We start from the raw sequence: 23,865 nt of genomic DNA, 5'->3' as shown, positions 1-23,865 counted from the left end.
AGGGTCTTTTTGGCGGATGCGGCTTATTCGATGCCGGTCACTTTGTAGTCCTGGTCTTCAACGGCCTTCTTCAGGGTCTCGTTGGCGACATCGGCGCTCAGGGTGACGACGGCGGTGCCGGTCTCGTGGCTGACCACGGCCTCGTGGACTTCGGGCAGAGCTTCCAGTGCCTTCTTCACGCGGGCCTCGCAGTGGCAGCACATCATGCCTTCAACGTGCAGGGTCTTTTTCATGGAACGTTCCTCCTTGACAGTGGATTCCGAAACGGGTTCGGTCGTATCTTCAGCCTGCGGCTGCGCGGCAGCGGGCAGGGCGGAAGCCTTGATCTTGTGGTCGTGTTTGGTGCTGTGCAGGTCGAACAGATTCAGGCGCAGCGCGTTGCTGACGACACAGAAGCTGGACAAGCTCATCGCGGCGGCGCCGAACATGGGGTTCAGCGTCAGGCCGAAGGGGATGAACACACCGGCGGCCAGCGGGATGCCGATGATGTTGTAGATGAAGGCCCAGAACAGATTCTCGTGGATGTTGCGCAGGGTGGCGCGGCTCAGGCGGATGGCGGCGGGTACATCGGAGAGCCGGGAGTTCATCAGCACCACGTCCGCCGCATCAATGGCAACGTCCGTTCCGGCACCGATGGCGATGCCGGTGTCGGCGCGGGTCAGGGCCGGGGCATCGTTGATGCCGTCGCCGACCATGGCGACCTTGCCGGAGGCTTGCAGCTTGCGGATGACGGCTTCCTTGCCGTCGGGCAGGACGCCAGCGATGACCTCATCCACGCCTGCCTGACGGCCGATGGCGTCGGCGGTGCGCTGGTTGTCGCCGGTGAGCATCACGACCCGGATGCCCATGTTCTGCAATTCACGGATGGCGCGGGGGCTGTCCTCCTTGATGGTATCGGCCACGGCCACCACGCCCAGCAGACGGCCAGCGCCGCCGAAGTAGAGCGGCGTTTTGCCCTCGCCAGCCAGTGCGGCGGCTTTTGCCTTCAGGCTTTCCGGCACAGCGGCCTTTGTCGCAAGGAAGGACGCATGGCCTGCGTAAATTTCTTTGCCGTCCAGCGTTGCAGTCAGACCGTTGCCGGGCAGGGCTGCAAAGTCGGAGACTTCCGGGGCCTCGATGGCGTTGGCTTCGGTGTAAGCGAGGATGGCCTTGGCCAGCGGATGCTCGCTCCTGCGCTCCAGCGCGGCGGCAAGGGTCAGCAGCTCCGTCTCGCTCACGCCCTCGGCGGGCAGGATGTCGGTGACCTTGGGTTCGCCGCTGGTGATGGTGCCGGTCTTATCCAGCGCCACGATCTGGGTACGGCCTGCGGCTTCCAGCGAAGCGGCCGTCTTGAACAGGATGCCGTTCTTGGCCCCCAGACCGTTGCCGACCATGATGGCCACCGGTGTGGCCAGACCCAGCGCACAGGGGCAGCTGATGACCAGCACCGAGATGCCGCGGGCCAGCGCATAGCCGAACTCCCGGCCCAGCAGCAGCCAGACGATGGTGGTGACCACAGCGATGGAGATGACCGCCGGGACGAAGAAGCCCGACACGGTGTCGGCGATCTTGGCGATGGGGGCCTTGGTGGCGGCGGCGTCGCTGACCATCCGGATGATCTGCGCGAGGGTGGTATCTTCGCCCACGCGAGTGGCCTCGCACCGCAGGAAGCCCGACTGGTTGGTGGTGGCGGCTGAGACCTTGTCGCCCTCGGCTTTGTCCACCGGGATACTCTCACCGGTCAGTGCGCTCTCGTTCACGGCGCTGCTGCCTTCCAGCACGATGCCGTCCACCGGGATGTTCTCACCGGGGCGGACGACAAAAACATCACCCTTGCGCACTTCGGCGATGGGGACGCTGACTTCGGTGCCGCCCCGCAGGAGGGTGGCCGTTTTGGGGGCCAGCTTCATCAGGCTCTTGAGTGCGTCGGTGGTCTTGCCTTTGGAGCGGGCTTCCAGCATCTTGCCCACCGTGATGAGGGTCAGGATCATGGCGGCCGACTCAAAGTAGAACTCCATCATATAGTGCATGACGAGAGCGTCGTTGCCATCCACCTGCGCGCGGGTCATGGCGAAGAGGGCGTAGGTACTCCAGAGGAAACTGGCCGAGGAACCAAGCGCCACCAGCGTATCCATGTTGGGGGCGCGGTGGAGGAGGCCCTTGAAGCCGTTGATGAAGAACTTCTGGTTGATGACCATCACGATGCCCGCCAGCAGCAGCTGAACGAGGCCCATCGCGACATGGTTGCCGTCGAACCAGTGGGGGAGCGGCCAGCCCCACATCATGTGCCCCATGGAAAAGTACATCAGCACCGCCAGGAAGAGAAGGGAGGCGATGAGCCGCTTTTTCAGTTTGGGGGTCTCGTGGTCGGCCAGAGCGTCGAGGTCGGCGCTGGGGTCCGGGGCGGCGGTGGGCCCGCCCGCCTTGGGGCTGGCACCATAGCCTGCATCCTGCACCGCCTTGACGATGGCGGCGGCACTCGCGGTGCCCTCCACGCCCATGGAGTTGGTGAGCAGGCTCACCGAGCAGCTCGTGACACCAGGCACGGCGTTTACGGCCTTTTCCACCCGTGCAGAGCAGGCCGCGCAGCTCATGCCGGTAACGTTGTATTGTTCCATAGTCTTCACTCCTTGCGATGGGTCGGCTTGTCCGAAAAAGGGTCATTTCATGAGTTTGGGCAGCAATTTCAGCAGCTCATCCAACTTTTCGTCGCTGCCTGCGCGCAGGTCGTCCGCGACGCAGGTGCGCACATGCTGGCTGAGCAGCTCTCTGGAAAAGGCGTTCAGCGCAGAGTTTGCCGCCGCCACCTGCACGAGGATGTCGGCACAATAGACATCTTTTTCGACCATGCCGCGGATGCCCCGGATCTGGCCCTCGATGCGGTTCAGCCGGTGGATGAGGCTCTTGTACTCCTCCTCGCTCCGCTTTTTGCGGCGGCAGCAGCAGGCGTGCAGGGTCTCTGCTTCGGCCTGCGCTGTTTCGGCGGCTGCATCTTCGCAGCAGGGGGCAGGGGGCGCTTCGTGCAGGGCACAGCGGGGGCAGGGTTCCATCTTGCTGCTCATGGGAACAACTCCTTTCAAATTACCCCTTGGGGGTATCTTTTGTACAAGGGCATTGTAGCACAGCTTGTCCTACAGAACAAGTAGGAAATGAAAATTCAATTGTGAATTTTTCGTGAACACAGAAGACAAAAAAGAAGGAGCTGAAGAGACTCCCCCAGTCACCTTCGGTGACAGCCCCCTCGGAGAGGGGGCCTAAAGCCTCCCTCCTAGAGGGAGGTGGCATCGCGTGAGCGATGACGGAAGGAGTTTCTTCAGCTCCTGAAACACAAAAGCTTATTCGCAGAATTTCCGCATAAAGGCGATGTCGCTGGCGGCGCGGGCGGGGACGGCTTCCTCACGCAGGACCGGGAAGGCGGCCTGCGGCATCTGCTTCAGCATGGCGAAGCCGCCTGCATAGTCCACGCAGGAATCCTCCAGGCTGGTGGAGTACAGGGTGCCGTCCGGCCGGAAGTTCTGGCCTTTGAAGTGGACGGCGGCGATCTTGTCGCCGTACCAGCTGCCCACCTTGTCCCAGATGCGGCGCTGCGCGTCCAGCGAAGCGTCCTCCGGGCCGACGTAGTTGGCAAAATCGCAGAGGACGCGCAGATTGGGGCTGGCGATGGTGTCCAGCACCATCTTGACGGCCTCCGGGGTGTTCATAGCGTGGTAGTAGACGCACTCCACAGCGAACAGCACCCCCTGCTCCTCACAGACGGGCAGGATCTCGCCCAGGCTGCGGAGAAGGGCTTCCTGCGCTTCCTTGCGGGTGACACCGGGCTGCTTGGCCATGTTGGTGGTCTCGCTGCCCATGCAGCCAGCGTGCAGCACTTTGGCGACCGGGATCTGGCTCAGCACCTTGGCGACCTCGGCGCGGCGCTTGTCCTCGTCGGCATAGCTCAGCTCGACGTAGGTGCCGTTCACCGCGATGGAAACACCGGCAGCGGTGGCTGCGGCGCGGGTGGCCTCGACTAGTTCCGGGGTGACATCGGCATAGCTCTTCACGCCCTCAATGGCCTTGGTGTAGGCCAGCTGGGTGCAGGCAAAGCCCGCCTTGCCGATGGAAGCGAACAGCTCATCCGGGGTGTGACGGCCAAAATCATGCCCGCGGGCACCGATCACAAATTCAGGCATGGCTTCCTCCTTCTCCAAAGATGCGTTCTGCGAACAGGTGCAGCTCCTTGCCCCACCAGTACCAGTCGTGGGAGACATCACTGCCCCAGAACTCGCAGTGGGCGGGCAGACCGGCGGCGGTCAGGGCCTCGGAGAGGGCGCGGGTGTCGGCCTGTGCCTCTTCCTCGTAGCTGCCCTGCCCGGCGCAGAGGATGAGGTCGTTCTCCTCCGCCTTGGCAAAGGCCTTTTTGTCCACGAGGCCGGTCTCGGTCAGGTAGGCGAGGGGGGCATTGCGGAGCACGAGGTCGTCCTCGGCGCTGCCCAGAAAGCGGCTCATGTCGTACAGGCCGGACAAACCGATGGCACCGCCGAACACCTCCGGGCGGCGCAGGCGGCAGTTGACGGCCTGACAGGCACCGGTGTCCACGCCGACGCACCAGATGAGCTGGCCTTTCTCGGTCTGGTTCAGTTCCCGGATGCGGGCGGCCAGCTCGGTGGACAGGTAGTTGAAATACTTTTCCTGCATCTCGGCCCGGCGGCGGGGCGCAGCATCCCCGGCCAGCAGGCTCTCGGCGTCGATGCCGTCGGCGGTAAAGAGCTGGAGCTTGCCGTTGCTCAGCAGGGAAGCCACTGCTTCGGGCATCCCGTTGTTTTCCCAATCGTAGAAACGGCCCCCGCGGGCGGGCAGGGCCAGCACCGGCACACCGGCCGTGCCATAGACCTTGAACTCCATTTCGCGGCCGAGCATCCGGCTCCACTCTTTATAATAGGTACCTTGCATCATGAAAGCATCCTCCTGAATTTATACGAATTGATTCCGCACCGGGTCGTATCCATACCCGGCGGCAGCGAGCGTTGCGCACAGCGCGGCCTTGTCCTCGTCCAGGTCGTCGCACAGTGCGTCGAGGCTGGGGTAGAAGTCGCGCAGCTTCAGGTTCACCATGCTCAAAAGCATGATGGGGTCATGGGGCAGAGCCATCTGAAAAACCTCCTCCTGGAAAACAAAAAAGCCGGTCACTCGACAAAGTGACCGGCAGATGCAGCTACTTAGACAGCGCGGGTAACTTTGCCAGCGCGCAGGCAACGGGAGCATGCGTAGATATACTTGGGAGAACCCTCCACGACCGCCTTGACACGACGGACATTCGGCTTCCAGGTACGGTTGGAACGGCGATGGGAGTGGGAAACCTTGATACCAAAGGTAACGCCCTTGCCGCAGCATTCACACTTAGCCATGATACTTGCACCTCCTAGCAGTGAAGTAAGGAATTCAAAATAATCAGCTTGACTATTGTACCAGAGTCGGGCAGAAATTGCAAGCATTTTTTTGAAATTTCTGTAACCTTTTTTATCTGTGGGCCAAGCCCTTGTCTGAAATCGAAAAACATAGTACAATAAGACAAAATAATCCACTGTTAGGAGAATACGATGACCTCACGCGGACTGTACTATCTGATCCGGGCGCTGGTGACGCTGGTCGCCATCCCGTTCCACGAAGCGGGCCACGCCCTCGCCGCCTGGCTGCTGGGCGACCCCACGGCCAAGCGGGAGGGTCGGCTGTCGCTGAACCCGTTCCGCCACTTTGACCTGATGGGCACCCTGTGCATGGTGTTGGCGGGCGTGGGCTGGGCAAAGCCGGTCTCCACCGACCCGCGCAATTTCAAGAACCCCAAGGCGGGCATGGCGCTCACGGCGCTGGCAGGCCCGGTGGCGAACCTGCTCCTGGCCTACCTCGCGATGGTGGTCTGGAAGCTGCTGTATTACTGGGCCCCGGTCACGGTCGGAACCGTGTTTGCAGCCCGCTTCCTGCAATATCTGGTCATGATGGACGTCAGTCTGGCAGTGTTCAACCTCATCCCGGTGCCGCCGCTGGACGGCAGCCGGGTGCTGCTGGCGGTGCTGCCCCAGCGCATCTACTTCGGCATCATGAAATATGAGCGGGTGATCCTCATCGTCATGCTGGCGGTGGTCTGGAGCGGCTTTCTGGACGGCCCGCTCACCCTGCTGAACGATGCCGTGTGGGACCTGCTGGATCTGGGCACCGGCTACATCGACCAGATCGCCTATTCCATGTATTACGCATCCATCGGGACGGTGATCTGATTGGCAGAAGAGCTGACGTTCCATCTGGCGGACTTCGAAGGCCCGCTGGAACTGCTGCTGACGCTGGTGCAGAAGCATAAGATGGACCTGCACAACATCCCCATTCTGGAACTCATCGACCAGTACACCCGCACCGTGGCGGCGGACACCGGAGCCGACCCGGAGACGGCCAGCGCCTTCATCGAGATGGCGGCGCATCTGGTGGAGATGAAGAGCTATCTGCTGCTGCCCCGCAGCGAAGAGGGCGAGCGGATGAAACAGGAACTGACCGGCCAGCTCATCGAGTACGACCAGTGCCGCTGGATGGCCGGGGCATTGCGCGCAAAAGGGGAGCAGGCCCCGGTCTTCGTCCGGAGACCGCTGGAAGTGGAGCAGGACAACACCTACGACCTCTTCCACTCGCCGCAGGTGCTGGCGGACTGCTGGCAGGCACTGGCGGGCCGGAAAGCGGCCGTCGTCCGGCAGCTCACCCAGCAGCAGTTCGAGCCGCTGGTGTCCGCGCCGGTGGTGTCGGTGAACAGCCGGGTGGTCTATATCCTGCGCCAGCTCATCGGGGGCAGTGCCCGGAAGCTGGGGCAGCTGTTTTCCCGCCGCCAGAGCCGGAGCACCCATGTGGCCACCTTTCTGGCCCTGCTGGAGCTGGTGCGCGGCGGGCGTGTCACCCTCGGCCCGGACGGTGCGATGACCATGCGCCGCGGGCGGCTGGAACGCACAAAGGAGAACGAATGAACCAGAAAAAACTGCGAGCCGCCGTGGAGGCGATGCTCTTTGCCTATGCGGAACCCATCGGAGCCGACAAACTGGCCCAGGCGCTTCAGATGCCGGTCTCCAGCGTGGAGCCGGTGCTGGAAGAGCTGCGCACCCGCTATGCCCGCGAGGACAGCGGCCTGTGCCTGCTCCACCTGAACACCCACTGGCAGCTGGCCACCAAGGCCGACTTTGCCGAACCGGTCCGCCGGGTGCTGGATACCCGGCGCTCGGTGCCGCTGGGCCCGGCGGCGATGGAGACACTGACCGTCATCGCCTACAACCAGCCGGTCTCCCGCGCATTCATTGAGCAGGTGCGCGGCGTGGACTCCTCGTCCAGCGTATCCGGCCTGCTGGAAAAAGGCCTCATCGAAGAGGCCGGGCGTCTGGACCTGCCCGGACGGCCAGTGGCGTTCCGGACGACGGATGTGTTTCTGCGGTGCTTTGGCCTGTCCAGCCTGGACGACCTGCCGCCCATCCACAGCAGCGAAGAAAGTGGGGGAGAGGTATGAGTGTTCTGAGCGTTTTGGGAGCGGTGCTGCTCGTTCTCTTGAAAGGGATCGGCGTCCTGCTGCTGGTGGTCCTGACCCTGGCGGTGGTGCTGCTGTTCTGCCCCTTCTGCGCGGATGTGCAGTGGGAGAACGATGTGCTGACCATCCGGGCCGGTGCGCTGGGGCTGACCCTGCCGGTGTTCCAGTATCCTGCACCGGAAAAGCCGAAAAAGAAGAAAAAACCGGCCGAAAAGAAAGCGGACCAGAAGCCCAGGCCGGAGACCCCGCCCCGCAAAAAGGCCCGGCTGACCCTGAACATCCTCTGCACCATCCTGCGGGGGGCGGGCCGGCTGACCAGAGCCATCATCGGGTCGCTGCGCATCACGAAGATCGACGTCGTGCTGGGCGTCCGGGGCGAGGACCCCGCCGAAGCTGCCCGCAGCTATGGCAGGCTGAACGCCTGGCTCTATCCGGCACTGGGCTTCCTCGACCGGTTCGTCTATCTCGATTTTGAGCAGCTGCGACTGCTTCCGGATTTCGGCTCGGCCCAGCCGACGGTGCAGGACCGGGTGTCCTTCCGGGTGTCGGCACAGGCGTATGCCATCGTCTTTACGGCGGTGCGTGTGCTTTACGAGTTCTGGCGCGAAAAAGTGCTGGACGTCTTCCTATAATTTGGTTATAATATAACTGTATGGTGTGTTCTGCCTGTCCGCTGCGGCGGGGGCAGTTCCGGAGAAAGCGTTCCCGCTTTTTCCCACTCATTGAAATAAGGAGGCCGATTTTATGGCTGAGCATCCGATCCAGGGTTTAATGAACGTCACGATGGACAAGGTCCGTCAGATGGTGGATTCCAACACCATCGTGGGCAAGCCCATCACCACCGAGGACGGCACCACCATCCTTCCGGTGTCCAAAGTCAGCTTTGGCTTTGCATCCGCAGGCACGGACTTTGACGGCAAGAATGCTGCCAACAAGGACCTGTTCGGCGGCGGTTCCGGCGCGGGCGTCAACATCCAGCCGGTGGCCTTCCTTGTCATCAAGGACGGCTGTGTCCGCACCATCCAGCTGTCCGACGGGGCCAACACCGTGGACCGCGCCCTGACCATGATCCCCGAACTGGTGGAGAAGGTCAGCGCCCTCATCGACCGGAAGGGCGGCAAGGCGGCCCCCGCGGAGACTGGCCCCGAAGCGCCCAACGCGTAAGAAAAGGCGCATGAGCTTCCCCTTGAGGGGAGCAGCCGAATGAAGCAAGATGGATGAGGCAAACGCGCGAAAATGCGCACCCTCATCCGGCACTGCGTACCACCTTTCCCGCAAGGGCAGGGCTCTTCAGCGCGGTGCATTTTGAGCGCCGGGAGGCGCACAAGGAGTAAACGAACAATGGCAGAAGAACGTATTCAGAAGATCATGAGCGAGCAGGGCCTGTGCTCCCGCCGCGCGGCCGAGCAGATCATTGCCGAGGGCCGCGTCAAGGTCAACGGCCACCCGGTCAAGGTGGGCGACAAGATGGACCCCAACCGCGATGTGCTGCATGTGGATGATGAGCGTATCTACATCCAGAAGAACCAGCAGCTCTACTATCTGGCGCTGTACAAGCCCCGCGGCTATGTGACCACCGCCAGCGATGAGCTGGGCCGCAAGACTGTCATGGAGCTGGTCAGCGACATCCCCGCCCGCCTCTACCCGGTGGGCCGCCTGGATAAGGACAGCGAGGGCCTGCTGCTGATGACCAACGACGGCGCCTTTGCGCAGGCCGTCACCCATCCGTCCGGCGGCATTTCCAAGCTGTACCGCGTTACCGTGCAGCCCCGTGCCGACGAGAGCCAGATCCTGAAGATGAGTTCCGGCGTCGTGCTGGACGATGGCACCAAGACCATGCCCTGTGCCATCAATGTCGTGACCGACGAGCCGGGCCGCACCGTGATGGAGATGACCCTGAAAGAGGGCAAGAACCGCGAGATCCGCCGGATGTGCGAGGCCGTCGGGCTGGAAGTCGTCCGCCTGAAGCGGAACGCCGAGGGTGTCGTCAAGCTGGGGATGCTCAAGCCGGGCACCTACCGCGAGCTGACCAAGGCAGAGATCAACGGCCTGCGCGCCGCAGCCGCCAAGGGCCGCGCCCAGACCCGCAGCGCAGCGCTGCAATCCAAAGCGGCCGAGCGCCGCCCCCGCGGCCCGGTGGGGCAGGGCGCAAAGCGCGGCGAGCGCAATGCACCCGCAAAACGGAGAAAGTGATGCTCCCCACAGCATCTTTGTCGGGCAGACCAAGGCGGCCGGGCCTGAGATGGAAAAGATTGTGAGATTTTCCCTCAAAAATGGGGTGTTCGGCACTTGAGAATCCTGACAAAATATAGTATAATAAACCTAATTTTGAAAGCTCAAAATAGACAAAGCAGGAGGTCTTACCATGGCTTCAAAGATCAACAAAGGAGAAATCCTCGCCAAGTTTTTCGATGACGGGGAATATACCGCACTGTTTGCGGACGGCGCGGTGAGCGCTGCCTGCGGCTATGCGGCTGGCCAGCAGGCCTACGCCGTCTACCAGAACGGCGAGGCAGTCACCGTGAAGGACGTTGAGAAGAACATCAAGGTCCTCGAAATGGCTGCTCAGACGGGCTGCCCCGTGGTCACGTTCTACAACTCGGTCGGCGCAAAGCTGGCAGAGGGTCTGGACGTTCTGACCGCGACCGCCAAGCTGAACGCTGCCATCGCCAAGGTGTCCGGCGTCGTGCCCCAGGTGGCAGTCGTCACCGGCGTGTGCGGCGGTACCAGCGCTCTGAACGCTGCCAGCGCAGATGTCTGCGTCATGGCAAAGGACGCCGAGCTGTTCTTCACCGCTCCCTTCACCTCTGCCGCCAAGGGCGACAAGGTCGCAGATGCAGGCTCCGCTGAGGCTGCTGCCAAGGCTGGTGTTGCTGCCATCGTGGCCGAGAGCGCTGCCGAGGCTGCGGAGAAGGCTGCCCACATCGTGGGTCTGCTGCCCGCCAACAACCTGACCGGCCCCGCCATCTTCGAGTTCGAGCAGCCCACCGCGGTCCTGGCCGCTGGTGCCGCTCCGGAGAAGGCTGCTGCTGCCCTCATTGATAAGGACAGCGCCGTGGAGCTGTTTGCAGGCTTCGGCAAGAGCGTCTACACCGCATTCGCTACCATCGGCGGCAACGCGGTCGGCGTGGTGGCGACCGGTGAGCAGCTGTGCCACAACTGCGTGTCCAAGGCTTCCCGCTTCGTCCGCCTGTGCGACGCCTTCAGCGTCCCCGTGCTGACCATCGTGGACACCAAGGGCTTCGTCCCCAGCGCGACCGACGACATCGCCGGCGGCATCCGTGAGGCTGCCCGTCTGGCTGCCACCTATGCAGACGCCACCACCGCGAAGGTCGCTCTGCTGGCTGGCAAGGCTGTGGGTCCGGTCTACACCGCTCTGGCCAATGCCGACCTGAAGATCGCCGTCAACGGCTGCGTGGTCAGCGCTCTGGAGCCCAACGCTGCCGTTTCCGTTCTGTACAAGAGCGAGATCGACGCTTCCGACAACATCATCGCTGCGACCAACGCCAAGGCTGCTGCCTACACCGCTGAGGTGTGCAGTGCCGCCAATGCTGTGGCCTGCGGCGCTGCCGATATGACCTGCGACGCTGCCAACGCACGCGCAAGCGTTGTGGCTGCATTTGAGCTGCTGAGCACCAAGCGTGCTGCCCGCCTGCCCAAGAAGCACGGCAACATGGCTCTGTAAGCGTTCCGATCGTAAAACGTACATAGGATAAATGATTGATTCAGGAGGGTCCTTCCATGAAGTATTACAATATTACCGTCAATGGTGTTGCTTACAGCGTCTCCGTTGAGGAGACCGCCGCTGGCGCAGCTCCCGTTGCTGCTGCCGCTCCCGCTGCTCCCAAGGCTCCGGCTGCTCCTGCTGCCGCTCCCAAGGCTGCTGCTCCCGCCGCTGCTGCCGGTGCCGTCACCGTCAAGGCTCCCATGCCCGGCAACATCCTGGATGTCAAGGTCGCAGCCGGTGCATCCGTCAAGGCTGGCGACGTGCTGGTCATCCTGGAGGCCATGAAGATGGAGAACGAGATCGTCGCTCCGCAGGACGGCACCGTTGCTTCCGTCAATGTCAACAAGGGCGACACCGTCAACTCCGGTGACGTTCTCGTCTCCATGAACTGAGAACGAAGGGAGAGGTGACAACCATGGCTAAAAAGCCGATCAAGATCACAGAAGTCGTCCTGCGCGATGCGCACCAGTCTCTGCTGGCTACCCGTATGACGATGGACGACATGCGTCCCATCCTGCCCGAAATGGATAAGATCCCGTATTTCTCTGTCGAGTGCTGGGGCGGCGCTACCTTCGATAGCTGCATCCGCTTCCTCGACGAGGATCCCTGGGAGCGTCTGCGCATCCTGCGCAAGGAGCTGCCCCACCAGAAGCTGCAGATGCTGTTCCGCGGCCAGAACATGCTGGGCTACCGCCCCTATGCAGATGACGCTGTCGAGTACTTTGTGCAGAAGTCTGTTGCCAACGGCATCGACGTCATCCGCATCTTCGACGCACTGAACGATGCCCGCAACCTGCAGACCGCCATCAAGGCAGCCAACAAGGAAAAGGCACATGTGCAGGGCTGCATCAGCTACACCCTGAGCCCCGTGCACAACAACGAGTACTACGTCAAGTATGCCAAGACCCTGGAAGAGATGGGTGCAGACTCCATCTGCATCAAGGATATGGCTGGCCTGCTGACTCCGTACACCTGCTACGACCTGGTCAAGGAGCTGAAGAGCACCCTGTCCATCCCGGTCGATATCCACAGCCACTACACCGCCGGTCTGGCTTCTATGTCCCTGCTGAAGGGCATCGAGGCCGGTGCCGACATCGTCGATACCGCCATGAGCCCCCTGAGCGGCGGCACCAGCCACATGGCAACCGAGAGCCTGGTCGCAGCTCTGCAGGGCACCGATTACGATACCGGTCTGGACCTGAAGCAGCTGAACGTCGTCCGCGCATACTTCGCAAAGCTGCGCGAGAAGTACATCGCCAACGGCCAGATCAGCCCGAAGTCTCTGGGCGTCGATGCCAACACCCTGCTGTATCAGGTGCCGGGCGGCATGTTCTCCAACATGCTCAAGCAGCTGAAGGATGCCGGCAAGGAAGACAAGCTGGACGAAGTGCTGGCTGAGATCCCCCGCGTTCGTGAGGACGCTGGTTATCCTCCGCTGGTCACCCCCACCAGCCAGATCGTTGGCACCCAGGCCGTCTTCAACGTCATCCTGGGCGAGCGCTACAAGATGGTCACCAAGGAGTTCAAGGGCCTGGTCCACGGCGACTACGGCAAGACTCCCGCGCCCATCAGCGCCGAGTTCACCAAGAAGATCCTGGGCGACGAAAAGCCCATCACCTGCCGCTTCGCCGACACCCTTGCTCCTGAGATGGACAAGCTGAAGACCGAAGCCGCCAAGTGGGCAACGCAGGAAGAGGACGTTCTGACCTACGCCATGTTCCCGCAGGTCGCACCCAAGTTCTTCGAGAAGCGCAATGCCAAGAAGCAGGGCGTGGACGCTGACCACGCAGACTACACCAACCAGTCGCATCCTGTCTAATTGAATCCCTCTGGCCCCTCGCAGTTTTGCGGGGGGCTTTTTGTGTCTGCGGAGCAGCGGTGCCGTTTGTGTGACTTTTTCGTGGCAAAAGCTGATTTTTTCGCCGCATTGCTTGCAAAAACGGGGCCAGCAGAGTAAAATGATAGCATATGTATCGTAACATGGGCGGGTGTGCCCAAAAGCGGATACATATACTGGAATTTGTCCGCAAAAAACCTATGTCAGAAGAGGAAATTTGACCATGATTTTAAGTATGACCGGTTTTGGCCGGGGCACAGCGGTGCGCAATGGCCGTGAGATCACGGTGGAGCTGCGCAGTGTCAACTCCCGGTACTTTGAGTATTCGTCCCGGATGCCCCGGACCTGCAGCTATATGGACAGCCGCCTGAAAAAGCAGCTGAACGAGCAGATCACCCGCGGCAAGGTGGAACTAAGCCTGACGGTGCAGAACGTGGACGCCGCCGACACCGTCGTCACCGTGAACCGGGAGCTGGCCAGAAGCTACCAGCAGGCCCTGCGGGACCTGTCCGAGGAGCTCTGCATCAAGAACGACACCTCCGCCAGCCTCATTGCCCGCTTCCCGGACGTCCTCGCCACCCGCCACGCGGATGTGGACGAGGAGCAGCTGTGGGAGGATGTCTCTGCCGTCACGGCGCAGGCGCTGGAAACGTTTGTGCAGATGCGCGCCGCCGAGGGTGCCAAGATGAAGGCCGACGTCGAGAGCCGCCTGTGCTTTCTGGAAGAGTGTGTCGGCAGGGTGGAGACGCTGAGCGCGGGCCGGGTGGAAGCCTACACCAACCGCCTGTATGAGAAGCTCAAGGTCATCCTGGAAGACCGGAACATCGACGATGCCCGCGTCCTGACCGAGGCCGCCATCTTCGGTGACAAGACCGCAGTGGACGAGGAGACCGTCCGCCTGCGCAGCCACATTGCCCAGTACCGCTCCATTCTGGAGCTGGATGAGCCGGTGGGCCGCAAGCTGGATTTCCTGACCCAGGAGCTCAACCGCGAGACCAACACCATCGGCTCCAAGTGCCAGGATCTGGACATCACCCGCGTGGTGGTGGATATGAAGGCGGAGATCGAAAAGATCCGCGAACAGATCCAGAATCTGGAGTAACGCATTGATACATTCAGATCGGAGGAGAAGATGAAGCTCATCAACATCGGTTTTGGCAATCTGGTCAGCGCCGGGCGCGTGGTGGCCGTCGTCAGCCCGGACTCTGCGCCGGTCAAGCGTCTGGTCAAGGAAGCGCGGGAACGCGGGATGCTGATCGATGCGTCCTATGGGCGCAGCACCCGCGCGGTGCTCATCATGGACTCCGATCATGTCGTTCTGTCAGCCCTTCAGCCGGAAACGGTGGCCAGCCGCGCTGCCGGGCAGGCTGAGGGCAAAGGCTCAGAGGAGGAACAGAAATAAAGATGGAAAACGAAAAGTATCTGTTTGTGGTATCCGGTGCAGCGGGTACCGGCAAGGACAGCGTGGTCAATGCACTGCGCGCTGCGCACCCGGAGATCGAGAAGACCGTCTCCGCCACCACCCGTTCGCCCCGCCCCGGCGAGCAGGAGGGCGTGGATTACTACTACCGCAGCCAGGAGCAGTTCCAGCAGCTCATCGCAAACGACGAGGTCGTGGAATACAATTTCTACAACGGCAATTACTACGGCACCCTGAAAGAGGAGATCCACAAGCGGCTGGAAGCCGGCAAGCTGGTCGTGCTGGTCATTGATGTCCACGGCGCGGCCAACATCCGCCGGATGTTCCCCGGTGCCACCACCATCTTCCTGCTGCCGCCGTCGGTGGAGGAGCTGGAGCGCCGTCTGCGCGGCCGCGGCACCGAGACCGAGGAAAGCATCCGTGAGCGTCTGGCTACGGCCCGGAACGAGCTGGCCCAGCAGGACGACTTCACCCTGAAGCTGGTCAACAATGAGGTCGCCGCCTGCGCCGATGCGCTCTATCAGGTCATCTGCCAGCGGGCGGGCCTCGCACACTGAAACCAAACCCGGAGGAAGCTGAATGCCAAAAACGGTCGGAGTCGCCGTGAGCAACGCGACGTTCCACTTCGATAAACTGTATACCTACGCAGTCATGCCCGACCAGCAGGACGCCGTCCGGCTGGGCAGCATGGTGCTGGTGCCGTTCGGGCGGGGGAGCCGTGCCCGGATGGGCGTGGTGCTGGCCTGCGACGCCGAACCGGAGAACTCGAAGCTGAAATTCCTCTTCGATGTGGCCCCCGCTTCCGCCTGCCTGACGCCGGAACTGCTGCGGCTGGTGCATTTTTTGAAAGAACGCACCTTCTGCACCTACTATGAGGCCGTCAAGGCCGTCATCCCGTATGGGGCGCAGTACAAGCCCGCCGTGGCGGCGGACGGTGTGACGCCGGTGCTGCAAAAGCAGCTGGTCCGCCACACCGAGAATGCTTACAAGCTGGTGGGTACCCTGCCGCCCAAGCCGAAGCCGACGGCCAAGCAGCTGGCGGCGGTGGCCCTGCTGGGCGGGGGAGAGCGCACCCAGACCGAACTCGAAGAAAAGGGCATCAGCCGGGCCGTGCTGGACAATCTCTGCACCAAGGGTGTGCTGGAATGCAGCAAGGTGAACAAATCCATCGACCTGTATGCGAGCATCCCGCTGAAAAACGAACCCATTCTTCTGACGAGCGAACAGCAGGCCGCATACGATGCCCTGCTGCCGCACCTCGAAGATGCCGAACCCCATTCGGCGCTGCTCTACGGCGTGACCGGCAGCGGCAAAACGCTGGTCTTCCTCAAGCTCATCGAGCGGTGTTTGCAGCTGGGGCGGCGGGCGCTGGTGCTCGTGCCGGAGATCAGCCTGACCCCCCAGATGATCCTGCGGCTGAAGAGCCAGTTCGGCAGGCGGGTGGCCGTGCAGCACTCGGCCCTCAACCACACGGAACGGCTGCTCCAATGGCAGATGATCCAGGACGGCGGGGCCGACATTGTGGTGGGTACCCGCAGCGCCATCTTCTCGCCGCTGGAAAACATCGGCCTCGTTATCATCGACGAGGAGCAGGAGCACACCTACCGTTCCGAATCCGCGCCCCGCTACGCCGCCCACGAGGTGGCCCGGCAGCGCGCGGCCGAGAATGGGGCGCTGCTCCTGCTGGCCAGCGCGACCCCCAGCACCGAGAGCTACTTTGCAGCCCAGCATGGGCGCACCCAGCTGGTGCGGCTGACCCAGCGGTACGGCGGCAACCCGCTGCCCCATGTCGAGATCGTCGATATGCGGGCCGAGCTGGCCTCCGGCAACCCGCGCGAGATCAGCCTGGCGCTCGAAGATGCCATCCGCCGCAATCTGGAAGCGGAAAAGCAGACCATCCTGCTGCTCAACCGCCGGGGATACCAGACCATCGCCCAGTGTGAGGACTGCCGCGAGGTGCTCAAATGCGCAAAGTGCAGCGTCCCGATGGTCTACCACAAATCGGCGCACAAGCTGCTCTGCCACTACTGTGGCAGCCAGCTGGACCCACCCCCGCAAAAATGCCCCGCCTGCGGCGGAACATTGCAGTACCGCGGCTTCGGCACCCAGAAGGCTGAGGAGGAGCTGGCAAAGCTCTTCCCGGAGGCGCGCATCCTGCGGATGGACCAGGACTCCACCGCCGCCAAGGACGCCCACGAAAAGCTGCTGGCCCGGTTCGCCCGCCGCGAGTACGACATCATGGTGGGCACCCAGATGGTGGCCAAGGGGCTGGATTTCGAGAATGTGACCCTGGTGGGCGTCCTCGGCATCGACTCGCTCCTGTTCGCCCAGGGCTTCCGAGCGTATGAGACCGTGTTCAGCCTCATCACACAGGTGGTGGGCCGGAGCGGCCGGGCCAAAGACCCCGGTTTTGCCATCATCCAGACCACCGACCCCGACAACCCGGTGCTCAACCTCGCCGCCGCGCAGGACTACGACGCCTTCTTCGAGCAGGAGATCGCCTACCGGAAGCTGGGGCTGTACCCGCCGTTCTGCGGGCTGTGCGTTGTGGGCTTTTCAGGCCTGAAAGAGAGCGAAGTGGCCCGCGCCGCCGCCCGGTTCGCGGCCCTGCTGGGCCGGCAGGCGGCAAAACAGCCGGAGCTGCCCCTCCGGGTGCTCGGCCCCACCCCCGGCAATATTGAAAAGATCAACGGAAACTACCGCTACAAACTCACCGTCAAGTGCCGCAACGACCGCCGCTTCCGCGACCTGATGCGGGAAACGCTGGGCCTTTACGAGCAGGAAAAGCTGCCCGCCAAAGCCACCGTCGTCGTAGACCTGCACTCGGACGGAGATATCTGATACGAACAACTGATTTGGAGGTACCAACTATGGCTATCCGCAACATCGTGAAAGAGGGCGACCCCATCCTGAACAAGGTCTGCCGCCCGGTGACCAATTTTGACGACCGTCTGGCGACTCTGCTGGACGACATGCGCGAGACCATGATCGACGCCGACGGCGTGGGTCTGGCCGGCCCGCAGGTGGGGATGCTGCGCCGCCTGTTCGTCGTGTGGGATACCACCGACGCCCCGGAGGAGATCCCCGCAGATTACGAGTACAAGTTCATCGACTTCGTGAACCCGGAGATCCTCGCGGTGTCCGAGGATGAGGAGACCGCCTACGAGGGCTGCCTGTCCTTCCCCGGCCACAACGGCGCAGTGACCCGCCCGGCCGCTGTCAAAGTCCGCGCACAGGACCGCAACGGCAACTGGTTCGAGCTGGAGGCCGAGGGTCTGCTGGCCCGCTGCATCCAGCATGAGAACGACCATCTGGACGGCATCACCATCATGCAGTCCAGCGAGTATTTCTATGAGGACACCGAAGAGGGCAAAAAGGCTGCCCGCGAAGCGAAAGGAAACAAGTAATGCGCATTCTGTTCATGGGCACACCGGACATTGCCGCCGAGTGCCTGAAGGCTCTGTATGCCGCCGGGCATGACATCTGCGGCGTATACACCCGCCGCGACAAGCCGGTGGGCCGCAAGCAGGTGCTCACCGCACCCCCGGTCAAGGAAGTGGCGCTGGAGCACGGCACACCGGTCTTCCAGCCCCGCACCCTGCGGGACGGCGGCGAGGATGCCAACATCCAGGCGCTGGCCCCAGAACTGATCGTGGTGGTGGCCTATGGGTGCATCCTGCCCGCCAGCGTGCTCCAGGCCCCCAGGTATGGCTGCATCAACCTGCATGTTTCGCTGCTGCCGAAGTACCGCGGCAGTGCCCCGGTGCAGTGGGCCGTCCTGAACGGCGACACCGAGACGGGAGTTTCCATCATGCAGATGGACGAAGGGCTGGACACCGGCAATGTTCTGGTTTGTGAGAAGATGGCCATCGGCCCCGAAGAGACCAGCGGCGAACTGTTCGACCGGGTGACGGCAGTCGGTGCCCGCGTCCTCTGCGAGACCATCCCGCAGATCGCGGCAGGCACCCTCCGGCCCCAGCCGCAGGACCACGCCCATGCGACCCTCGCGCCCATGCTCGACAAGGAGCTGGCCGAGTTCCGGCTCACCGACTCCGCCGCCCACATCCACGACTGGGTGCGCGGCATGAACCCCTGGCCCATGGCCTGGTTCACTACCTCCGGCGGCAAAAAGGTCAAGGTGACCGAGTGCCGCGCGGTGCCTTCCCACGGCGAAGCGCCTGGCACGGTGCTGGCGACCCGGCCCCTGACCGTGGCCTGCGCCGAGGGTGCCATCCAGCTGCTGCATGTGGTGCCGGAGGGCAAGAAGCCCATGGACGGCACCTCGTTTGCGGCGGGTCTGCGGCTCAAAGCGGGGGATTGCCTGTGAGCGGGCCAAATCCCCGCGCGGCGGCGGTCTCGGCGCTGGTGAAGCAGGAGCAGGACGGCTTTTCCAACCTCGTCCTGGATGCCGAACTGAAGCGTCAGCAGCTCGAAGGCCGCGACAAAGCGTTTGCCAGCGCCATTTTTTACACGGTGCTGGAACACCGGGGCACACTGGACTATATGCTCGGCCAGTTCCTGCCCAAGGGCCTTGCCAGGCTGGACGCTCCCGTCCGGGAGATTTTACGCTCCGCTCTGGCCCAGGCCCGGTATATGCAGGTGCCCGCATCGGCGGCCGTCAATGAGGCGGTCAAGCTGACCCGTGCGTTCCGAAAATCCAGTGCAGCGGGGCTTGTCAATGCCGTGCTGCGCCGCGCCTGCACCTACGACCTGAGCACCGCCCGGTTCCGGAATGAGACCGAGCGGCTGATGGTGCTTGGTTCTGCCGGGAAGGATGTGGCGGACTTCCTCCGCATCCATTACCCGGACGAGGCGCTGGGCATCCTGACCTATGCGGCTGACGGCGGCAGGACCAGCCTGCGGGTCAACCCGCTCAAGGCCGATGCCGCCACTCTCTGCGAAAAGCTGGCGGCGCTGGGCGCAGCGGCCGAGCCGGGCCTTGTGCCGGGCAGTGTGCTGGCCGCATTTGAGGGAAGCCCTGCCGAGAACGCGTGGTTCCGGCAGGGATACTACCACGTCGAAGGTCAGGCCAGCCAGTTGGCGGCGCTCTGTGTGGAGGCAAAGCCCGGCGAAACGGTGCTGGACCTCTGCGCGGCCCCCGGCGGCAAGACGCTTCTGCTGGCCGAGGAAATGCAGGGGACCGGCCGTCTCGTCAGCTGCGATGCAGCCGAGAACCGCGTCCGCCTCATCCGCACGGCAGTGGAGCGGATGGGCTTTGCCAATGTCGAAACCCTCTGCAACGATGCCACCCGGCAGAACCCCAGCCTGCCCCAGGCCGACCGCATCCTTGTGGACGCCCCCTGCAGCGGCCTGGGCATCCTGGCCAAAAAGCCGGATATCCGCTACAAAACGCTGGACAAGGCCCGCCACGATGAATTATTGGCCACCCAGTCGGCCATTCTGGACACAGCGGCCTCTCTGCTCAAGGCGGGCGGGCGGCTGGTCTACTCCACCTGCACCATCGACCCGGCCGAAAACGAAGAGCAGGTGGCGGCATTCCTTGCCCGCCACCCGGAATTTTCCGTCGTGACGCCAGAAGTGCCGTTCCCGGCCGGGATGACAGTGGGGGAGCACGGAGCCCTTTCGGTGCCTACCCGCACCGGGATGGACGGCTTTTTCCTCTGCGCGATGCAAAAAGCGCAATGAGTCGGCCGCCTGAATCGTATCAATAGGAGAACACCATGGAACAAAAACGCTGCATTTCCTCCCTGACGCTGGAACAGCTGGCCGCAGAGCTCAAGGCGCTGGGTCAGCCCGGTTTCCGGGCCAAGCAGATCTTCCACTGGGTCCACCAGAAGCTGGTCACGGAGTTTTCCGCCATGACCGACCAGCCCAAGACCCTGCTGGCGACGCTGGAGGAACATTTCTACATCGCGGCCCCGCAGATTGAGCGCCGCCAGGAGGCCAAGGACGGCACGGTCAAGTACCTGCTGCGGATGGCCGACGGCAACTGCATCGAAACGGTCGTCATGCGCTACCACTACGGCAACACGGTCTGCGTCTCCACGCAGGTGGGCTGCCGGATGGGCTGCCGCTTCTGCGCGTCCACCCAGGCGGGCCGCGTCCGCAACCTGGAAGCCGGGGAGATCTGCTCCGAGATCTACACTGCGCAAAAGGACATCGGGGAGCGCATCTCCCACATCGTGCTCATGGGCATCGGCGAACCGCTGGACAATTTCGACGAAGTGATGCGATTCCTTGAGAATATCACCTCGCCCGAAGGCGTCAACATCGGGATGCGGAACATCAGCCTTTCCACCTGCGGTCTGGTGCCGAAGATCGACCAGCTGGCCGAGAAAAAGCTGCAGCTCACCCTTTCCGTCTCGCTCCATGCGCCCAACAACGAGATCCGCAGCGGCATGATGCCCGTGAACGATGCCTACCCCGTGGAGCAGCTGATGCAGGCGGTCCGCCGCTATCAGGACACCACGGGCCGACGGGTCAGCTTCGAGTATTCGATGGTGCGCGGCGTCAACGATTCCGATGCCTGCGCAAAGCAGCTGGCAAACCTCATCCGGGGCATGGGCGCACATGTCAACCTCATCCCCATCAACCCGGTGGACGGCAGCCCCTACTCCGCCACCGATGCCGCCAACGTCCGCCGGTTCCAGCAGAAGCTGGAGAGCCTCGGCGTCAACGCCACGGTCCGCCGCCGTCTGGGCAGCGAGATCAGCGCCGCCTGCGGCCAGCTGCGCCGCGACGAGATGAACGGCAAAGCCTGACAAAAGGAGAATCCTATGAAACTTGCAGGAAAAACAGATGTCGGCCGCGTCCGTCAGGAGAACCAGGACGATTATCGGGCCGGGGAGCTGCCCGGCGGCGCGGTGTGGGCGCTGGTCTGCGACGGTATGGGCGGCGCAAAGGGCGGCCGTGAAGCCTCGCAGGGGGCGTGCAATGTCATCGAGAATTTCTTTCAGGAGCAATACGCCCAGTGCGGGGCAGGGCAGGAGGAGCCGTTTCTGAAAAAAGCGCTCCTCTACGCCAACCGCTTCGTGTTCCAGAAGGCTGCGCATGAAGAAGCGCTGGCCGGCATGGGCACCACGGCGGTCTGCGCACTGGTGCGTAGCGGCAATGTCTACCTCTGCCATGCAGGCGACTCCCGCGCCTACCTCATCCGGGACGGGAAGCTGACCCAGCTCACCCACGACCACTCCTACGTGCAGGAGCTCGTGGACTGCGGCACCATCACCGAGGAGGAAGCCGAGCATCACCCCCAGAAGAACATCATCACCAAAGCTCTGGGCGTGGATTACCGGCTGGAGCCGGAGTTCACCGCCGCGAAGCTCAAGCGGGAAGACCGGCTGCTGCTCTGCACCGACGGCCTGACCAACATGGTGCCGGTGGAGGAGATGGAAGAGCTGCTGGCGCAGGGGACGTTCTACGACCTGCCCGACCGCCTCATCGAGGCAGCCAACGCCCACGGCGGCTCGGATAACATCACGGCGCTGCTGCTGGCCGTGGAGCCGACGGAGGTGGAGCATGGATAATCTGATCGGCAAGACCCTCGATGGCCTGTACACCGTCCGGGAGCTGATCGGCACCGGCGGCATGGCCAACGTCTACAAGGCGGTCGTGGGGCCGGGCGGGCCGGTGCCGGAGGGCACGGTCGTAGCCGTCAAGGTGCTGCGGCAGGAGCTCATGCACGACCCCGACCTCGTCCGCCGTTTCAAGAACGAATCCAAGGCCATCTCGCTGCTCAATCACCCCAACATCGTCAAGGTGTACGATGTCTCGGTCAGCGAGAAGCTGCAATATATCGTGATGGAATACGTGGACGGCATGACGCTGCGGGAGTACCTCAACGAGCGCGGCGGCAGGCTGACCAGCCGGGAGACGGTGCATTTCATCTCCCAGATCCTCAAAGCGCTGGACCATGCCCACCGCAACGGCGTGGTGCACCGGGACATCAAGCCCCAGAATATCATGCTGCTGGACAACGGTCAGCTGCGGATGATGGACTTCGGCATTGCCCGCATTTCCCGCGCCGAGAACCAGCTTTCCGGCGGCAAGGCGATGGGCAGCGTCCATTATATCAGCCCGGAACAGGCCAAGGGCGACGAGACCGATTTCACCAGCGACATCTATTCGGTGGGCGTCATGATGTACGAGATGCTTTCGGGGCATCTGCCGTTTGACGCCGACGATGTGGTGGAGGTGGCCATCAAGCAGATCACCGACAAGCCCAAGAGTCTGCAGGAGCTGGCCCCCACCGTGCCCCACGGCCTGGTGGAGATCACCGAACGCGCCATGGCAAAGCGGCCCGAAAACCGCTATGCCAGCGCCGCCGAGATGCTGGGGGCACTGAACGCCTACGTGGAAGACCCGTCCATCGTGTTCAATTACACCTATCTCCCCGATGAAATTCCTGAAAAGGTGGTGGAGCACCCCGTGAAAACCAAAAAAGAAGCCCCAGAACCGAAAAAGACCCGCAAAAGCAAAAAGAAAAAGCCCATCTTCCTGCCGGTGCTGTTCGGCATCACCGTTGCGTTCGCGCTGGCCTGCATGGCGCTGTGCTGGACCATCCTCAACGATTCCAGCACCCTGATGAGCGAAAAGGCCGACATCGTGCTGGCCGATTACAGCGGCATGACCCAGGATGAGGTGAACGCCCAGCCGCAGGTCTCCTCCGGCCAGATCACCGTGAACTGGGAGCAGTCGTACAGCAACGACTACGCGGCCGGTTATGTCTACCGGCAGTCGCCGGTGGCGGGCCGCACCGTCCGCGAGGGCCAGAGCGTGACCCTGACCATCAGCCTCGGCATCCAGTACGTCACCGTGCCGGATGTGACCAACTATCTGCAGGCCGATGGAGAACAGCAGCTCAAGAGCCTCGGCGTCTCGGTGCTGATCACCCAGGCCGTGGACGACACCGTGGCGGCAGGCTCCATCATCCGCACCGACCCTGCCGCCGGCAGCCAGGTGGCGGTGGGTTCCACCGTTGTGGTCTACGTCAGCCGCCCGCAGGTCAGCACCACCGCCAAGGTGCCGTCGCTGGTGGGCCTGTCCAACGTGAACGATGCCCGCACCCTGCTGGTGCAGAACAAGCTGGGCCTGGGCAGCACCACTGAGCAGTACAGCGACAAGCCTGCCGGTACCATCATCGGGCAGAACCCTGCCGCCGGTTCCACCGTCAAGGTGAACAGCCGCGTCAGCGTGACCGTCAGCGCAGGTCCCGAACCTGTGCCGGAGACCCCGGCCGAGGAGCCCGGCAGCACCTCGGAGAGCGGCAGTTCCAGCGCCAGCAGCTCCAGCGGCGACTGGTGGAGCGGCCTTGTGGGCGGCGGCAGCTCTTCCTCCTCCAGCGACTCTTCCGGTTCCAGCTCTGGCACCAGCCTGAGCGACTGGTGGAGTTCGCTGCTGTCGTAACGGAG

The 23,865-nt window shown here is 63.0% G+C and carries 25 protein-coding genes; 19 read left to right on the top strand and 6 right to left on the bottom strand.

The window, feature by feature from the left end; all coding sequences use genetic code 11:
• Positions 1-23: 23 nt before the first annotated feature.
• From J3350_RS00395 to rpmB, 6 genes are all read right to left on the bottom strand, one after another.
• Positions 24-2,597, bottom strand: a complete 2,574-nt coding sequence (locus tag J3350_RS00395; RefSeq protein WP_207685323.1) for a heavy metal translocating P-type ATPase — start codon at positions 2,595-2,597, stop codon at positions 24-26.
• Between the two features lie 42 nt (positions 2,598-2,639).
• On the bottom strand, positions 2,640-3,041 hold the full coding sequence (locus J3350_RS00390; protein ID WP_370569240.1) for a metal-sensing transcriptional repressor: 402 nt from the start codon (positions 3,039-3,041) through the stop codon (positions 2,640-2,642).
• A gap of 273 nt (positions 3,042-3,314) precedes the next feature.
• Positions 3,315-4,151, bottom strand: coding sequence for a sugar phosphate isomerase/epimerase (locus tag J3350_RS00385; protein ID WP_118553287.1), 837 nt, complete (start codon positions 4,149-4,151; stop codon positions 3,315-3,317).
• Positions 4,144-4,914 (bottom strand): esterase family protein, encoded by a 771-nt coding sequence (locus tag J3350_RS00380; RefSeq protein ID WP_207685322.1) that lies wholly within the window; start codon positions 4,912-4,914, stop codon positions 4,144-4,146. The genes J3350_RS00385 and J3350_RS00380 overlap by 8 nt, the downstream gene beginning before the upstream one ends.
• 18 nt (positions 4,915-4,932) lie before the next feature.
• Complete coding sequence (locus J3350_RS00375; protein WP_097792091.1) at positions 4,933-5,109, bottom strand: DUF4250 domain-containing protein; 177 nt, start codon at positions 5,107-5,109, stop codon at positions 4,933-4,935.
• A 68-nt stretch (positions 5,110-5,177) separates the two neighbouring features.
• Positions 5,178-5,366 (bottom strand): 50S ribosomal protein L28, encoded by a 189-nt coding sequence (gene rpmB, locus J3350_RS00370; RefSeq protein WP_005932647.1) that lies wholly within the window; start codon positions 5,364-5,366, stop codon positions 5,178-5,180.
• A 192-nt stretch (positions 5,367-5,558) separates the two neighbouring features.
• Here rpmB and J3350_RS00365 point away from each other — a divergent pair, with 192 nt between their 5' ends.
• The 19 genes from J3350_RS00365 to pknB all read left to right on the top strand — a co-directional run bounded on the left by J3350_RS00365 (position 5,559) and on the right by pknB (position 23,860).
• A complete protein-coding gene (locus J3350_RS00365; RefSeq protein ID WP_118553285.1) occupies positions 5,559-6,233 on the top strand; it encodes a site-2 protease family protein in 675 nt (224 codons plus the stop codon).
• Positions 6,234-6,962, top strand: coding sequence for a ScpA family protein (locus J3350_RS00360; protein ID WP_207685321.1), 729 nt, complete (start codon positions 6,234-6,236; stop codon positions 6,960-6,962).
• Entirely contained in the window at positions 6,959-7,492 is a 534-nt protein-coding gene (gene scpB / locus J3350_RS00355) for an SMC-Scp complex subunit ScpB (protein ID WP_097792094.1), read from the top strand. Before J3350_RS00360 ends, scpB begins: the two co-directional genes overlap by 4 nt.
• A complete protein-coding gene (locus J3350_RS00350; protein ID WP_207685320.1) occupies positions 7,489-8,142 on the top strand; it encodes a DUF2953 domain-containing protein in 654 nt (217 codons plus the stop codon). The genes scpB and J3350_RS00350 overlap by 4 nt, the downstream gene beginning before the upstream one ends.
• Positions 8,143-8,254: 112 nt before the next feature.
• Complete coding sequence (ytfJ, locus tag J3350_RS00345; protein ID WP_207685319.1) at positions 8,255-8,674, top strand: GerW family sporulation protein; 420 nt, start codon at positions 8,255-8,257, stop codon at positions 8,672-8,674.
• Positions 8,675-8,851: 177 nt separating this feature from the next.
• Complete coding sequence (locus tag J3350_RS00340; protein WP_097792097.1) at positions 8,852-9,703, top strand: pseudouridine synthase; 852 nt, start codon at positions 8,852-8,854, stop codon at positions 9,701-9,703.
• A gap of 172 nt (positions 9,704-9,875) precedes the next feature.
• On the top strand, positions 9,876-11,195 hold the full coding sequence (locus J3350_RS00335) for a carboxyl transferase domain-containing protein (protein ID WP_097792098.1): 1,320 nt from the start codon (positions 9,876-9,878) through the stop codon (positions 11,193-11,195).
• A 56-nt stretch (positions 11,196-11,251) separates the two neighbouring features.
• Entirely contained in the window at positions 11,252-11,629 is a 378-nt protein-coding gene (locus J3350_RS00330) for a biotin/lipoyl-containing protein (protein ID WP_207685318.1), read from the top strand.
• A gap of 23 nt (positions 11,630-11,652) precedes the next feature.
• Positions 11,653-13,056, top strand: a complete 1,404-nt coding sequence (locus J3350_RS00325) for an oxaloacetate decarboxylase subunit alpha (protein WP_207685317.1) — start codon at positions 11,653-11,655, stop codon at positions 13,054-13,056.
• A 241-nt stretch (positions 13,057-13,297) separates the two neighbouring features.
• The gene (locus tag J3350_RS00320; protein ID WP_097792101.1) at positions 13,298-14,176 is read left to right on the top strand and encodes a YicC/YloC family endoribonuclease; all 879 of its coding nucleotides are present in this window, start codon (positions 13,298-13,300) and stop codon (positions 14,174-14,176) included.
• A gap of 30 nt (positions 14,177-14,206) precedes the next feature.
• A complete protein-coding gene (locus tag J3350_RS00315; RefSeq protein WP_055187832.1) occupies positions 14,207-14,476 on the top strand; it encodes a DUF370 domain-containing protein in 270 nt (89 codons plus the stop codon).
• Between the two features lie 2 nt (positions 14,477-14,478).
• The gene (gene gmk / locus J3350_RS00310; protein WP_097792102.1) at positions 14,479-15,051 is read left to right on the top strand and encodes a guanylate kinase; all 573 of its coding nucleotides are present in this window, start codon (positions 14,479-14,481) and stop codon (positions 15,049-15,051) included.
• A 22-nt stretch (positions 15,052-15,073) separates the two neighbouring features.
• Entirely contained in the window at positions 15,074-17,335 is a 2,262-nt protein-coding gene (gene priA / locus J3350_RS00305) for a primosomal protein N' (RefSeq protein WP_207685316.1), read from the top strand.
• A gap of 29 nt (positions 17,336-17,364) precedes the next feature.
• Positions 17,365-17,901, top strand: a complete 537-nt coding sequence (def, locus tag J3350_RS00300) for a peptide deformylase (protein ID WP_097792104.1) — start codon at positions 17,365-17,367, stop codon at positions 17,899-17,901.
• On the top strand, positions 17,901-18,821 hold the full coding sequence (gene fmt / locus J3350_RS00295) for a methionyl-tRNA formyltransferase (RefSeq protein WP_207685315.1): 921 nt from the start codon (positions 17,901-17,903) through the stop codon (positions 18,819-18,821). Before def ends, fmt begins: the two co-directional genes overlap by 1 nt.
• Positions 18,818-20,140, top strand: coding sequence for a 16S rRNA (cytosine(967)-C(5))-methyltransferase RsmB (gene rsmB / locus J3350_RS00290; RefSeq protein WP_207685314.1), 1,323 nt, complete (start codon positions 18,818-18,820; stop codon positions 20,138-20,140). Before fmt ends, rsmB begins: the two co-directional genes overlap by 4 nt.
• A 35-nt stretch (positions 20,141-20,175) precedes the next feature.
• Positions 20,176-21,216 carry a 23S rRNA (adenine(2503)-C(2))-methyltransferase RlmN gene (rlmN, locus tag J3350_RS00285; RefSeq protein WP_118553102.1) on the top strand — a complete coding sequence of 347 codons (1,041 nt, stop codon included), beginning with the start codon at positions 20,176-20,178 and terminating at the stop codon, positions 21,214-21,216.
• 15 nt (positions 21,217-21,231) lie between these two features.
• Positions 21,232-21,981, top strand: coding sequence for a Stp1/IreP family PP2C-type Ser/Thr phosphatase (locus tag J3350_RS00280; protein ID WP_207685313.1), 750 nt, complete (start codon positions 21,232-21,234; stop codon positions 21,979-21,981).
• Complete coding sequence (gene pknB / locus J3350_RS00275) at positions 21,974-23,860, top strand: Stk1 family PASTA domain-containing Ser/Thr kinase (protein WP_207685312.1); 1,887 nt, start codon at positions 21,974-21,976, stop codon at positions 23,858-23,860. The genes J3350_RS00280 and pknB overlap by 8 nt, the downstream gene beginning before the upstream one ends.
• Positions 23,861-23,865 lie beyond the last annotated feature (5 nt).

The sequence above is a fragment of the Faecalibacterium sp. Marseille-Q3530 genome, from assembly GCF_017377625.1.
Classification (GTDB): domain Bacteria; phylum Bacillota; class Clostridia; order Oscillospirales; family Ruminococcaceae; genus Faecalibacterium; species Faecalibacterium prausnitzii_E.
Note: the sequence above shows the minus strand (reverse complement) of the source record. Positions and strands in the feature narration are given on the sequence as shown.